Genomic DNA, 14,045 nt, shown 5'->3' with positions numbered 1-14,045 from the left:
TGGAATGAAAATAAAAAAACAAATTGGAACCCATAATTATTTAATGAGGGTTGAGCGAGACGGAAAAGAAATGGACGGATTTAAAACTTATTTCGACATTGGAATGAGGAAAATCAGAACTGAAGAAATGTATTGGGTGCGAAAATAAAAAACGTTAGCTAACACATTATTAAAAAATAGCTACTTTTATCATATATCAAATGCCCGCTGCTCATAAACAGAACATAATACTGAAAAAGATTTAAAACTTTTCAACCATGAAACTACTCTTTGGAAAAACCATACTGTACGGTTTGCTTATTTTTATAGCCCTGGAATGTATTGTGCGCGTATGCCATCTGTACGACCAGTACCCACAGTTTATCATAAACGACAGAAACGTAAAAACCTATGCGCCCAATCAAGAAGGCTACTCGGTAACGGGCAACCGGGTCATGAACTTTGCCCAGTACCACATCAACAAATCTGGTTTTAACTCGTATCGTGAGTTTACACCTTCCAAGGAAAAAACCGACGTGGCCATAATTGGCGATTCCTTTATTGAAGGCCTGCATCAAAATTACAACAATTCCATAGGCAAAAAAATGGAAAGACAACTAAATGATGGTACCGAAGTGTTTGAATACGGCCATTCTGGTTACGATTTTGCCGACCAACTCCATTTAATCGCTGCTTATAAGGAAAAATTTGAGCTTATTGATTATATCATCATTTACATGAAATTTGAAAATGACCTGCAACGCGATTTTTATAAACCAGACCAATATTGGATTGACTCGCAATACTTTTTAACCTCGCGTATCCAGAACAAAATAAAACTATTCAATTATGTTGGCAACATTGGGCTTTTTGAACCGTTACGCGAGTTAAAAACCAAAGTGCTATCGTTGGGGGCTGAAACTGAGGTAAAGCCCCAAGTTACTAACGTACCCAAACAAACGCCCAAGGAACTAAAATACTTAGGGAATTTTAAGAAGCTTATTGAAACCTACGGCTTCGACAGGAACAAAACAGCCATTTTACTGGATTCAAGAACCACAAGTCCATCCTTTTTAAGCTATTGCGATGCCATGAACTATGATTATATAGATTTTGGAAAAGTGTTTGAAAAATCGAAAACGCCCACTACGCTCATTTATGATATGCATTGGAACAACCATGGCAGGCACCTAATTGCTTCTGTAATTACCGATTACATCAAGAAAAAAGAAAAACAACCCTAAAAATTACCGAACCTCGTTTTTAAAATTGGAAGTAAATAAACGAACGGTCCACGCCACTATCGTAAAACAACAGCATCAATAGGATAATGAGCGTATAAATAACAAACCGTACCGCCTTATATCGGAATTTAAACGGCGAACGCTCGTCCTTACGGATGCTATACTCGTAAATTACAAACAAGATTACAAGTAGGTAATAATCTATCATACGGTATCCCATGGGGTGTTGATAGGTTTCATAAGAAAAGTTGGAAAAGATACGGTTAATGTAACCAAAAGCATCCGTTAAGGTTTCAGACCTAAAAAATATGCGCGAAAAGGTTACAATGGAAAAAGTCAACACCACCTGCCCCACTTCGGTAAGCGTTGGAAAAACCGTATGTTCGCCCACTACCGAATCTTTATAAATGGTATTTCTTCCCATTAAAAAAACGGGAATAAAGGCCAAGGCATGAAAACCGCCCCAAAAAATAAAGGTCCAATTGGCACCGTGCCAAAAACCACTTACCAAAAAAACGATACAAATATTTCTAACCGATAGTAATTTGCTGCCTTTGGAACCACCTAATGGAATATACAGATAATGCCGAAACCAGGTGGATAACGATACGTGCCACCGTTGCCAATATTCGGCAACGTTTCTTGAGAAATTAGGAAACTTAAAATTCGACATCAATTCGATGCCAAACAGTTTTGAGGTACCAATGGCAATATCCGAATACCCACTAAAATCGCCATATACCTGAAAACTAAACAAGGTAACGCCCAAAATAAGCGTCGAGGCCGTATGCTGTGAGTAATTGGTAAAAATATCATCCACAATGGGGGCCAAACCATCGGCAATGACCACTTTTTTAAACAACCCCCATAAAATAAGCTTGATGCCGTCGGCCGCCTGATCGTAACTAAAACGGCGTTTTTCTAATATTTGCGACAATAAATGGGAAGCGCGCTCAATTGGCCCTGCAACCAACTGCGGAAAGAAACTAACAAAAGCCGCAAACGATAAAAAATCGGATGTTGGCTTTAACTTTTTATAATACACATCAAACGAATACGACATGGTTTGAAAAGTGTAAAAGGAAATACCAACCGGCAAAATAACCCGCAAGGTCCAGGTGCTCTTTATTTCATAACCAAAAAGCGACACCATATCAACCCAGGAATCTACAAAAAAGTTATAATATTTAAAAAATCCCAAAAGGCCCAAATTGAAAAAAACACTCACCCACAACCACCGCTTTCTCATGTTGGGTGCACTGGTGGCGTGAATTTTAAGAGCTACAACATAATCGATTAAAGTACTTAACAAAATTAGGGACAGAAATCTCCAATCCCACAGGCCGTAAAACAAATAACTGGCCACCAAAATTAAGATATTTTGGGCTTTTAGGTGTTTTTTAAATACAAACCAATAAAGGAAAAATACGGTAGGAAGAAATATAAAAAACTCTAAAGAATTAAATACCATCTAATCTGAATATATTTTGTGGTTGGAAATTATTTTTCAAACAAACATCGATTTTAAAAAAAAACAAAACAAAAAAAATCTTTGAAAACACCATTAACATCCGCCATCTACAAAAAGCATAAAAAAAAGCTACCCCTTTAAAGAAATAGCTTTTTATAATCTTATATGTTAAACTAGTGCATCTCGTTAAAAATGGAATGCATCAATCGTTTCTTATCATTGATGCTTTCTTCCAATGAAATCATGGTTTCGGTTCTATAAACCCCATCAATATCATCCAGTTTAAAAATAATTTCTTTGGCATGTTCGGTGCTGCGCGCCCTTATTTTGCAAAAGATATTGAATTTTCCGGTGGTGATATGGGCCACGGTAACAAAAGCTATTTCATTGATGCGTTCCAATACGAACTTTGTTTGCGAAGTGTTGTTTAAATAAACGCCCACGTATGCAATAAACGAGTACCCCAGTTTTTTATAATCGAGCATTAAAGAAGACCCTTTGATGATGCCTTGCTCTTCCATTTTTTTAACGCGTACGTGTACGGTTCCGGCAGATATTAACAACTTTTTTGCAATATCAGTAAACGGAATTCTTGTGTTATCAATTAACATGTCAAGAATTTGATGATCAATTTCATCCAATTTAATTTTACCCATAATTAACTATTCTTAAATATTAATCAAAATTAATACATTTTTGTTAATAATTACGCATTTATTATACATAATATTTTGGTAATAATGAGATTTTTTCATTATTCATCATAACGAAAACGTTTTCGTTATTAACTTTCACTGGTTGCCCATCAGCATCCAGTACCTCTTGATACCCTGCATCTATGGTTCTGTGTCCATAATACCCTTCTAAGCGTTCTATTCTTTCAATGTTCGGTACAAATAAAATCTGACCATCTACCAACGTTTCTTGATATAAAATTCCAACATCAACCACCTGTTCTTGGTCGTTAATTTTTTGCTTCACATTTTTTATCAAAATATCAAAAAACAGTTTTTCGTTTTCGGGAATCGTGAAATAGGGTTCGTAATGCTGACCCGAAACATCGTTTTTAGCGATATAGTCCAACGATACCAGATACGCCATGTAAATAAGTTCGCGCGTTTTATCCCGCGCGTAATCGTTATTGAAATGGCCTGCTTCAAACAAAATTGTGGGCACGTGCTCGCTTTGGAAGGTGTCGCCAACACAGTTTAAATTAAAGGCATCATCATAAACCCCAACCTGGTTGGGTATCACCGCTTGTAGTACCGCGTTCATGGCGGCAATAAGTTCCATGGCCACTTTTCTATTGGGCGTGATGGTGCAGGCCTTATCTTGTGCGGGCGATAAAAAGGATATGGTAGCCGGTTTATTGGTATTACCGGCGCTAAAAATAGTGCGCTGTCCGTGTAGGTTATAACAATAATGGGGCTTAAAGGTTTTAAAGGCAGCTCTTAGCACCTTGCTTTCAGGCTGTGTTAACGCTTGGGCGTCCCTATTCAAATCAACCCGATTGGCATTAACGCGGGTGTAAACATGGGCGCCATCGGGGTTTAAAATAGGAATGATATACAGCGTGCACGCTTTTAAAATAGGCGCAACTAATGCTTCACTACCTAGAAAAGTGTTAAATAAGTCGAAAAGGGCCTTGGTGGTGGTCGATTCGTTACCATGCATTTGCGACCACACGAGAATGCGCTTTTCGCCACTGCCTACTTTAATACCATAAATGGGCCGATTTAAAACAGAGGTGCCAATGACTTCAACGGGGAAGCTGTGACCAAGCCGTTTTAATAAAGGTTCGATATGGGTATTGGTTATGTATCGGTGATTTAAACCGGACTCTTTGTGTTTTAAAAACAACGACTTTAAATCTTCTACTAACATCATATTATTTTGGTGTACAAATGTAAACATTTACTAATTTACAATTGTAAACATTAAAAACAGTGGTAATGTTTACATTATTATACGCGAAAAAGTTGTTTTTGAATTTCTTTATTTACAAAAAAAGAGCGCACCTATTGTTTAAAATGTAATAAACTGTTTTTCAGTAATATTTACTGCTTTACTTAAAGTTTAAAATTAATAAATATTTGTTTTTTTGGATGAGAATTGACCTCATTTGATTAATTATAATTACATTTGTAAAACCAAATCTTAAAACAGCGTTTACAATGATAAACACCGAGGCTTTTGCTAACAGACTCCAAAAAGTAATTGATTTTTATGGCGAAACAGCTTCTTCATTTGCTGAAAAAATTGGTGTGCAACGCTCCAGCATCTCGCATATTTTATCGGGAAGGAACAAACCAAGTTTAGAGTTTGTCCTTAAAATATTGGCATCCTATCCAGAGGTTGAATTGTACTGGCTGTTAAATGGCAAAGGGGAATTTCCTTCAGCTAAAAAATCAGGGGAATTAAAAACAGAACAGCCCCCTACTGTTTCTGCCCAAGAAAAAATACAAATGGATTTAAAAAAGGACAAAACCATCGAACGCATCATCATTTTTTATTCCGATGGAAGTTTTAGGAATTTTCAGAATTAACCATTTTTAGTTTCTTATTTTTGTGGTGAAATATAAAACCTATGAAATTTCTATATCTTTTTTTATGTGTTGCTTTTTTTGGCTGCTACCAAACCTCCCGCAACTGCAACGATTTTAAAACCGGTACGTTTTACAGCGAAGTAACCATCGATGGTGTATTGTTTAAATCGGAGTTTAAAAGAACCGACACCTTGCAAATAGAGATTTACAACAATAAAATTGATTCAACGCGTTTGCGATGGATAAACGATTGCGAAGTGGTTTTTAAAACCATAAACCCTAAAAACATGGCCGAACGCAAGGATATTCACCTAAAAATCCTAACCACCACCGATTCGTCATACACCTACGAATATTCGTATGTAGGCGAAACCAAAAAGCAAAAAGGGATTGCCTATAAAAAGTAACCGCAATTGGTGCAACACTTAGTTTAAAGGATACAAAAACGATTCCACAACTTGAAATGTTACTTGTTTGTCTTCAGAAACTTGGTAGGTTAGAAATACCTCGCCCCACAGCTGTCCATCGGTAAAATCGGCTATAATCCATTTGTGGTTAAGTAATTTAACGGTGTTGATCAGCATCCTTCTGCCGGCGCTTGCAGCATAAGGCACGATGGGATGCTCGCCCTTTACTTCATTGGTTTCATAAAGTTGGTCTTTTATGTACGGCTCCAGTTCAGCCACATTAAAGTCTTTGTTTTCAAAATAACTTATAGCATCTTCATTGCGCCCTAAATTAAAGTGCGACAGCTCTAAATTCTCATCTTGCAATACCGAAATGGAATCTTTGTATTGGGTTATTTTCTTCTGAAACGATTCCATGCGTTTATATTGTTCTTCCAGTTGCCGCTTGGAATTTACATATTGAAACAGCACCAATAGTACTGAAAACACCGATACATACACTAAAATTTTCTGTTTCATTTTTGCATTTTAAATGGTTAGTTCAAGACCGTCATACGCTAAAAACACGTTTTTTGGGAGTATTTTTTCTACCTCATCGTGAAAACCCATGGTATGGCTTATATGGGTTAAATAGGCTTTTTGGGGTGCTACTTTTTTAATAAAAAGCAAAGCTTCCTCTAAGTTAAAATGCGAATGGTGCGGTTGTATGCGCAAGGCGTTTACCACGAGCACTTTAACATGTTTTATCTTTTCAATTTCAACATCCTCAACGGTTTTCATATCGGTTAAATAGGCAAAATCACCAAATTTATAACCAAAAACCTTTAAATCGGCATGCTTGCCTTTTACAGGGACCACTTCCAGATTTTGCAATAGGAACGGTTTGTTTTTTATGCGATTAACAATAACCGATGGCGCTCCTGGATATTTGTTTTTTGTAGCAAAAATATAATCGAATTTTTTTTTGAGCGACTTTAAAACTCCCTTGTGCGCATAAATGGGTATAGGGCCTTGGGTGAAATAAAACGGACGTATATCATCCAATCCCGCTATGTGGTCGGAATGATCATGGGTAAACACAATACCATCCATTTTTGTGCACCCCGTGCGTAACATTTGGTATCTAAAATCGGGGCCGCAGTCTATAACATAAGTTACATCATCCCATGCTACCATTACGGAAACGCGCAACCGCTTATCTTTTGAGTTAGGGCTAAGGCATACGGGGTGCGTGCTTCCTATTACGGGAATACCTTGTGATGTGCCTGTGCCTAAAAATGTTATTTTCAAAAGTTGTTGATTTTTTATTTTATGCAACCTAATTTGCCCCTACTACTTTCAATACGGCTGTTAAGCACCATACTGAATTCTACATTTTGTCCTTATTAAAAAACATCAAAAAACAACCAGCGCAAACTCGTTCTTTACTAAGTGTTTGGTAGCATTGCCACAAAAATAAAGTTATTTTTTTATTTGCTCCCATTATTTGATACCTTTGTTTAGTACGAAATAACCCAAACTGTTACATGGAAATAAGCTTAAAAGGAGATAAGGAATTTGAGGAAATCCCATCGTTAAAAACCAAGGCACTCCGCATTAATTTAAACGAGAACATATACGGCACCTTTGCGGAAATAGGTGCAGGCCAAGAAACGAGCCGTCATTTTTTTAGAGCTGGTGGTGCATCGGGAACCATCGCAAAGGCAATGTCCGCCTACGATAAGGCCTTTAGTGATGCTATCTATGGTGCCGAGGAAGATGGCAGATACGTTACAGAAGCGCGCTTGCACAAAATGCTAACCCATGAAATTAATCTTATTGAAGAACGCCTTTCCCGGGAAGATCATCCCAACAAAATGTTTTTTACGTTTGCAAATACCGTAACTACCATTGATTTTGCAAAACAATTTAAGGGCCATGGCTGGATTGGGATTAAATACCAAATTGAGTCCAAACAGGAATACAATGAAATCATCCTCCATGTGCGCTTTAAGGAAACCGATGCGCGACTTCAACAGGAAACCTTGGGCGTTATTGGCACCAACCTTATTTACGGGGCTTTTTACAAGTATAACGAACCAAAAAAACTATTAAAATATTTATACGACCATTTGGATAAAGACCAACTGGAAATTGATACCGTAAACTTTTCGGGCCCTCTGTTTAAAAATGTAGATAACCGTTTGATGAGTTTGCAATTGGTGAAAAACGGCATGACAGATGCCGTAATGTTTGGTCCCGACGGAAAAAACGTGCTTCCTGCACGCGTACTTTACAAAAAGAACATTTTGGCCTTTCGGGGAAGTTTTAGACCCGTTACCAAAGTGAACATTGATATGTACGAGAACGCATATAAAATGTTTTTGCAAGAAAAGAAAGTGGACAAAGATAAAACCGAAGTGGTTTTTGAAATCACACTCTCAAACCTTCGAGCCGAAGGGGAAATAGACGAACAGGACTTTATTGACAGGGCCGATTTGCTATGCTCGCTAGGGCAATCGGTAATGATTTCCAATTTCCAGGAATACTTTAAAGTGGTTGAATATTTCTCCAACTATTCCAAAGCCCGAATGGGACTTGCCATGGGCGCCAACAATTTGATTGATATTTTTGATGAAAAATACTATCGTCATTTAAGTGGCGGTATCCTGGAAGCCTTCGGAAAATTATTCTTCAAGGACTTAAAAGTGTATCTCTACCCCATGCTTGACGTGGTTACGGGCGAACTTATAAACAGCGACAACCTAAAAGTGTATCCGCGTATGAAGGAATTGTACAAATTCTTTAAATACAATGGCAAAGTGGTTGATATTGTTGATTATGACAAAAGCTGCCTAACCATTTTCTCAAGAGACATCTTACATCAAATTGCCAATGGGGAAAGCGGTTGGGAAGAAATGTTGCCTGAGGGTATTGCCGACTTGATTAAAGACTATCGCCTATTTGGTTATACCAGAAAACCCTTGGTATTGCCAACAAAACGGAAGAAAATTTAATTTGTAAATTGCCACCCGAACACGTTTGAAAGCACAATTGTTGTTGGCTAAAACAAATTCATGAAGCTTTTAAGAATTACAAAATAAGCGTTTAGAAAAATTTTTAGCTTCTACCCTATTTTATTAAACTTAAAATTATCATCCCAAAATTTGGGCTGCATGTTCCTTGGCCTTTACGGTATCGATAACCCGTTCAACAACACCTTTTTCATTGATAATAAAGGTTTTACGATGGATACCATCAAAAGTGCGACCCATAAATTTTTTGGAACCCCAAACGCCAAAGGCATTGATCATAACCTTATCCACATCGGCAATCAAGGGATATTGAAAGCCATGTTTGCTTTTAAAATTGGATTGTTTCTTTTGTGTATCGGCACTCACGCCCAAAACTTCGTAACCCGCATTGGATAGCTCTTTGTAGTGGTCGCGGATATTGCAAGCTTCAACCGTGCAAGTTGGCGTGCTGGCTGCCGGATAAAAAAACACAACCCATTTTTTTCCTTTATAATCGGCTAATTTTATAAGTTGGCCGTTTTCATCATTTACCTCAAAATTTGGTACGGCATCGCCTTGTTTTAGTGTGTTCATAATGCTAACTTTGTTTTTACAAAAATACAACATGACAAAGGAAAAAAAGGTAGAATTCGTAATAAAAACATTGAATGGGTTATATCCCACCATACCTGTTCCGTTGGACCATTCCGATGCCTACACCTTGTTAATAGCTGTATTGCTATCGGCGCAATGCACCGATGTGCGCGTAAACCAAATTACCCCTTTATTATTTGAAAAAGCGAATAATCCCTATGATATGGTAAAACTTTCGGTGGAGGAAATTCGGGATATCATCAAGCCCTGTGGCCTTTCGCCCATGAAAAGCAAGGGCATTTATGGGTTGTCTAACATTTTAATTGATAAGCACAACGGCCAAGTGCCGCAAAGTTTTGAGGCGTTGGAAGCTTTGCCCGCCGTTGGGCACAAAACAGCAAGTGTTGTGATGTCGCAAGCCTTTGGAGTGCCGGCATTTCCTGTTGACACACACATCCATAGGTTGATGTATCGTTGGGGTTTTAGCAACGGCAAAAGCGTGGTACAAACCGAAAGGGACGCCAAAAGGCTGTTTCCAAAGGAACTTTGGAACGACTTACACCTCCAAATTATTTGGTATGGCCGTGAATATTCGCCCGCTAGAGGTTGGGATTTGGATAAAGACATTATCACAAAAACCATTGGAAGACAATCGGTTATAAAAACACACCCACAATACAAGGCCTTGAAAAAGTAAACGACTTTTAAACTTGATGAATAAAAAAAGTCCTAATTCGCATTAGGACTTTCCTCAAACTTAATTTAGAAGTGCTTCAAACTTCAACTTATTACAATTAATAACACTTAAAGCCTTAGAGTAATTTAGAAGAAAATTAACCGTTTCTTCTTTCGGTTCCATTTTATTCAACTTGTCAATAAAATTTTCAGGGTAAAGTTTTGCCATTTTAATAAATTAAGGGTTCATTTAATTTATTAACGTAGCGAAATTTACTTTATTGTATCAGTTTGTTAAAATGATGTTGTGCTTATCAATAATTTTCCTGAGATTGATCAAGGCGTAGCGCATACGGCCCAGTGCAGTGTTGATGCTCACGCCTGTTTTGTCTGATATCTCCTTAAAGCTCAAATCCTCGTAAATACGCATCAACAACACTTCCTTTTGGTCGTCGGGCAGCTCTTCAACCAAGCGTCTTACATCGGTTTCAACTTGTTCTTTAATAATGCTGTTCTCTGCATTTAAACTGGCATCACTAAGTACCGAAAAGATATTGAATTCATCGGTGTTATCAAATTTGGGCATGCGGTTGTTTTTCCTAAAATAATCGATAATCAAATTATGCGAAATGCGCATGACCCATGGCAAAAATTTGCCTTCTTCATTATAAGTGCCCCGTTTTAAAGTGCGTATTACTTTAATAAAGGTGTCCTGAAAAATATCTTCAGCAACATCACTGTCAAAAACTTTTGAATAAATAAAACTGTAAATTTTTTGCTTGTGTCTGTATATCAGGATTTCCAAAGCGCGCTCATCGCCTTTAATATAATTGCTAACCAGGGTAGCATCGTGTATAAGTTCGTTTTGCATAATCATTACTTTTTTGCATAGAAGCAAGCTTCAATGCTTGGAGTTATTAGTTTAAAAGTAATGTTATGCTATAGGCAAGTATTGATTTATAATCGATTAACGAATCAAATATAACAACAATCATTCCTAAAAAGCAAAAAATAATGCATTTTTTTAATATTTCTTTAAGAGTTAGGCAAATTCTTGCGCTACTACTAGAGTCCTATTTTCGCGACCCCTACACAAATTATGTAAAAAAAATAAAAAATGAGCACGCAAAATGGCTTCTTCATAGATGCAAAATACAAAAAATAGGCATGCGTGCATTTTTTCAAAATTAGTTTATCATTCTTTTAAGATAGATGCATTTTTTATGCTGACAGACTTGTAGTATCTTTGCAAAATTATTTGTTTTATGCTTATGACCACTACAATTTCCGAAGTAAACCCTAAAGAAAATATCATTATTAAAGGTGCGAAACTGCACAATTTAAAAAACATTGATGTAGTGATACCCCGAAATAAATTGGTAGTGATTACTGGCTTATCGGGTTCGGGAAAATCAAGTTTGGCATTCGATACCTTATATGCTGAAGGGCAGCGCCGCTATGTTGAGAGCTTATCGAGTTATGCTCGCCAGTTTTTGGGCCGATTAAACAAGCCCAAGGTGGATTATATTAAAGGCATTGCCCCGGCCATTGCTATTGAACAAAAAGTGAACTCCACAAATCCACGTTCTACCGTTGGCACAACTACCGAAATTTACGATTACCTCAAATTGCTATTTGCCCGCATTGGCAAGACCTATTCGCCCGTTTCTGGGTTGGAAGTGAAAAAAGATACCGTTACCGATGTTTTAAATTATATAAACACGTTTCCTGAAGGCGAAAAGCTGCTTCTACTGACGCCCATCCATTTGGAAACCGGTCGCACCATGGAAGATAAACTTAAAGCATTACTTCAACAAGGATATGCTAGGGTGAAACTAAATGAGGTAGTTGTTCGTATTGACGATAGTGTTGAATATAATAAAAACGACACCATACTATTAGTGGTTGACAGGGTTGTAATTAAAGATGAGGAAGATTTTAAAAACCGATTGGCCGATGCCATACAAACCGCTTTTTTTGAAGGCAACGGCACGTGCTTTATTGAAACCCTAACAGATAACAAACAGCGTTGCTTTAGTAATAAATTTGAAATGGACGGCATTGTGTTTTTAGAACCCAACGTCCATTTGTTTAGTTTCAACAACCCTTATGGCGCGTGCCCCAAATGTGAAGGGTATGGCGATATTATTGGGATTGACGATGATTTGGTAATACCCAACACCGGACTTTCGGTTTATGAAAACGCTATTTTTCCATGGCGTGGTGAAAGCATGAGCTGGTATCGGGACCAGTTGGTCAACAATTCGCATAAATTTGATTTTCCCATCCATAAGCCTTATTTTCAATTAACCGAGGCACAAAAGCAACTAATTTGGGATGGTAACACATATTTTGAGGGATTAAATTCGTTTTTTGCTGAACTGCAAGCCAAGGCCTATAAAATCCAAAACCGGGTGATGCTGTCGCGCTACCGCGGAAAAACAAAATGCAAGGCCTGTAACGGCAAGCGGCTTCGTGCGGAAGCAAATTACATCAAAATAGGTGGCGCTACCATTACCGATTTGGTGGAAATGCCCTTAAATAACCTGGCGCATTTCTTCAAGCATTTGCAATTAAGCGACTATGATACCCAAATTGCCGACAGGTTGCTGAAAGAAATTAACAATCGCTTATCGTTCCTTGCCAATGTTGGGTTGGATTATTTAACGCTGAACAGAAAATCGAACACACTTTCTGGTGGCGAAAGTCAGCGTATCAACCTAGCGACCTCTTTGGGCAGTAGTTTGGTGGGTTCCATGTATATTTTAGATGAACCCAGTATCGGTTTGCACCCAAAAGACACCGAACGCTTAATTGCGGTTTTAAAGCAATTGCGCAACTTAGGAAACACCGTGATTGTAGTGGAACATGATGAAGATATTATGAAAGAGGCCGATTACATTATCGATATTGGCCCTGAAGCGGGTACTTTTGGTGGCCATGTGGTAGCCGAAGGAACGTTTAAAGATATTCTCGCATCCAATTCATTAACAGCGCAATACCTAAACGAAAGCTTAAAAATTGAGGTGCCAAAAAAGCGACGGACTTCAAAATACCATGTTGATATTATAGGAGCGCGCGAAAACAACCTGAAAAATATAGATGTGCGCTTTCCTTTGGGCATGCTTACGGTTATTACAGGGGTTTCGGGCAGCGGAAAAAGCACCTTGGTTAAAAAAATATTATATCCGGCACTTCAAAAAAAATTAACCGATTTTTCAGATAAACCCGGTCAGTTTTCGAGTTTGGAAGGCAATTTCAGCATTATAAAAAACATCGAATTTGTCGATCAAAACCCTATTGGAAGGTCGTCGCGTTCCAATCCGGTTACCTACATCAAGGCTTATGATGATATTCGTGCCTTGTTCGCCAACCAAAAATTAAGTACCATAAGAAATTACCAAGCAAAACATTTTTCGTTTAACGTAGATGGCGGACGCTGTGAGACTTGCAAAGGCGAAGGTGAAGTAACTATTGAAATGCAATTTATGGCCGATGTGCATTTGGAATGTGAAACCTGCAAAGGCAAACGCTTTAAAAAAGAAGTACTAGAGGTTACCTTTGCCAATAAAAACATTGATGACATTTTAAATTTAACCATTGATGATGCCATTGCTTTTTTTGAAGAAAATAAGCAGCCCAAGATAAAGACCAAGTTGCAGCCTTTGCAAGATGTTGGGTTGGGCTATGTTACGCTTGGGCAAAGTTCATCTACCCTATCTGGTGGCGAGGCGCAACGAATTAAACTGGCATCTTTCTTGGGAAAAGGCAGTACGAAAGAGAAAGCGTTATTTATTTTTGATGAACCCACTACGGGCTTGCACTTCCATGATATTAAAAAATTATTAAAATCGTTTCATGCGTTGATTGAAAACGGCCATTCCATTATTGTTGTAGAGCATAATTTAGAACTTATTAAATGTGCCGATTATGTGATTGATTTAGGACCCCAGGGTGGCGAAATGGGCGGAAACCTTGTCGCCACCGGAACACCAGAAGAAGTTATTAAAGTAAAAACATCTGAAACCGGTCGGTATTTAAAGGATAAATTCTAGGTTGTTTTGCTGGAATTGTTAAAAAACCCTGAATTATTGATTGCACTTTAGAATTTGAATTAAAAAGCTTTTGCATCTTAA

13 protein-coding genes are annotated in these 14,045 nt (G+C 37.8%); 6 read left to right on the top strand and 7 right to left on the bottom strand.

Annotated features, from left to right (window positions below; all coding sequences use genetic code 11):
* The first annotated feature begins 257 nt into the window (after window positions 1–257).
* Window positions 258–1,223 carry a hypothetical protein gene (locus GQO80_RS00895; RefSeq protein WP_157206316.1) on the top strand — a complete coding sequence of 322 codons (966 nt, stop codon included), beginning with the start codon at window positions 258–260 and terminating at the stop codon, window positions 1,221–1,223.
* 19 nt (window positions 1,224–1,242) lie between these two features.
* Here the strand turns inward: GQO80_RS00895 and GQO80_RS00890 are convergent, their stop codons facing one another.
* From GQO80_RS00890 to GQO80_RS00880, 3 genes are all read right to left on the bottom strand, one after another.
* A complete protein-coding gene (locus tag GQO80_RS00890) occupies window positions 1,243–2,694 on the bottom strand; it encodes an MBOAT family O-acyltransferase (protein WP_157206315.1) in 1,452 nt (483 codons plus the stop codon).
* A gap of 173 nt (window positions 2,695–2,867) precedes the next feature.
* Complete coding sequence (locus tag GQO80_RS00885; RefSeq protein WP_157206314.1) at window positions 2,868–3,350, bottom strand: Lrp/AsnC family transcriptional regulator; 483 nt, start codon at window positions 3,348–3,350, stop codon at window positions 2,868–2,870.
* Window positions 3,351–3,411: 61 nt separating this feature from the next.
* Window positions 3,412–4,581, bottom strand: a complete 1,170-nt coding sequence (locus tag GQO80_RS00880) for a M14 family zinc carboxypeptidase (RefSeq protein WP_232333088.1) — start codon at window positions 4,579–4,581, stop codon at window positions 3,412–3,414.
* Window positions 4,582–4,868: 287 nt separating this feature from the next.
* Here GQO80_RS00880 and GQO80_RS00875 point away from each other — a divergent pair, with 287 nt between their 5' ends.
* Together GQO80_RS00875 and GQO80_RS00870 are read left to right on the top strand one after the other, a co-directional pair.
* Complete coding sequence (locus tag GQO80_RS00875) at window positions 4,869–5,240, top strand: helix-turn-helix domain-containing protein (RefSeq protein WP_157206313.1); 372 nt, start codon at window positions 4,869–4,871, stop codon at window positions 5,238–5,240.
* 41 nt (window positions 5,241–5,281) lie between these two features.
* Entirely contained in the window at window positions 5,282–5,647 is a 366-nt protein-coding gene (locus GQO80_RS00870; protein WP_157206312.1) for a DNA topoisomerase IV, read from the top strand.
* 18 nt (window positions 5,648–5,665) lie between these two features.
* Here GQO80_RS00870 and GQO80_RS00865 read toward each other — a convergent pair whose 3' ends face one another.
* Both GQO80_RS00865 and GQO80_RS00860 read right to left on the bottom strand, forming a co-directional pair.
* Window positions 5,666–6,166 carry a hydrolase gene (locus GQO80_RS00865; protein ID WP_157206311.1) on the bottom strand — a complete coding sequence of 167 codons (501 nt, stop codon included), beginning with the start codon at window positions 6,164–6,166 and terminating at the stop codon, window positions 5,666–5,668.
* Window positions 6,167–6,175: 9 nt separating this feature from the next.
* Entirely contained in the window at window positions 6,176–6,937 is a 762-nt protein-coding gene (locus GQO80_RS00860) for an MBL fold metallo-hydrolase (RefSeq protein WP_157206310.1), read from the bottom strand.
* 236 nt (window positions 6,938–7,173) lie between these two features.
* Here GQO80_RS00860 and GQO80_RS00855 point away from each other — a divergent pair, with 236 nt between their 5' ends.
* Window positions 7,174–8,643, top strand: coding sequence for a TonB-dependent receptor (locus GQO80_RS00855; protein WP_157206309.1), 1,470 nt, complete (start codon window positions 7,174–7,176; stop codon window positions 8,641–8,643).
* Window positions 8,644–8,781: 138 nt separating this feature from the next.
* Here GQO80_RS00855 and bcp read toward each other — a convergent pair whose 3' ends face one another.
* A complete protein-coding gene (gene bcp / locus GQO80_RS00850; protein WP_157206308.1) occupies window positions 8,782–9,234 on the bottom strand; it encodes a thioredoxin-dependent thiol peroxidase in 453 nt (150 codons plus the stop codon).
* Between the two features lie 31 nt (window positions 9,235–9,265).
* Here bcp and GQO80_RS00845 point away from each other — a divergent pair, with 31 nt between their 5' ends.
* Window positions 9,266–9,931 (top strand): endonuclease III domain-containing protein, encoded by a 666-nt coding sequence (locus GQO80_RS00845; RefSeq protein WP_157206307.1) that lies wholly within the window; start codon window positions 9,266–9,268, stop codon window positions 9,929–9,931.
* Window positions 9,932–10,195: 264 nt separating this feature from the next.
* On the opposite strand, the gene GQO80_RS00840 is transcribed toward GQO80_RS00845, so the two are convergent.
* The gene (locus GQO80_RS00840) at window positions 10,196–10,780 is read right to left on the bottom strand and encodes an RNA polymerase sigma factor (RefSeq protein ID WP_157206306.1); all 585 of its coding nucleotides are present in this window, start codon (window positions 10,778–10,780) and stop codon (window positions 10,196–10,198) included.
* 400 nt (window positions 10,781–11,180) lie between these two features.
* Here GQO80_RS00840 and uvrA point away from each other — a divergent pair, with 400 nt between their 5' ends.
* Window positions 11,181–13,964 (top strand): excinuclease ABC subunit UvrA, encoded by a 2,784-nt coding sequence (gene uvrA, locus GQO80_RS00835; protein ID WP_157206305.1) that lies wholly within the window; start codon window positions 11,181–11,183, stop codon window positions 13,962–13,964.
* Window positions 13,965–14,045 lie beyond the last annotated feature (81 nt).

Origin of the sequence: Mariniflexile maritimum, from assembly GCF_009746565.1 — a bacterium.
Lineage (GTDB): Bacteria > Bacteroidota > Bacteroidia > Flavobacteriales > Flavobacteriaceae > Mariniflexile > Mariniflexile maritimum.
This window is presented reverse-complemented; position numbering and strand designations above follow the sequence as displayed.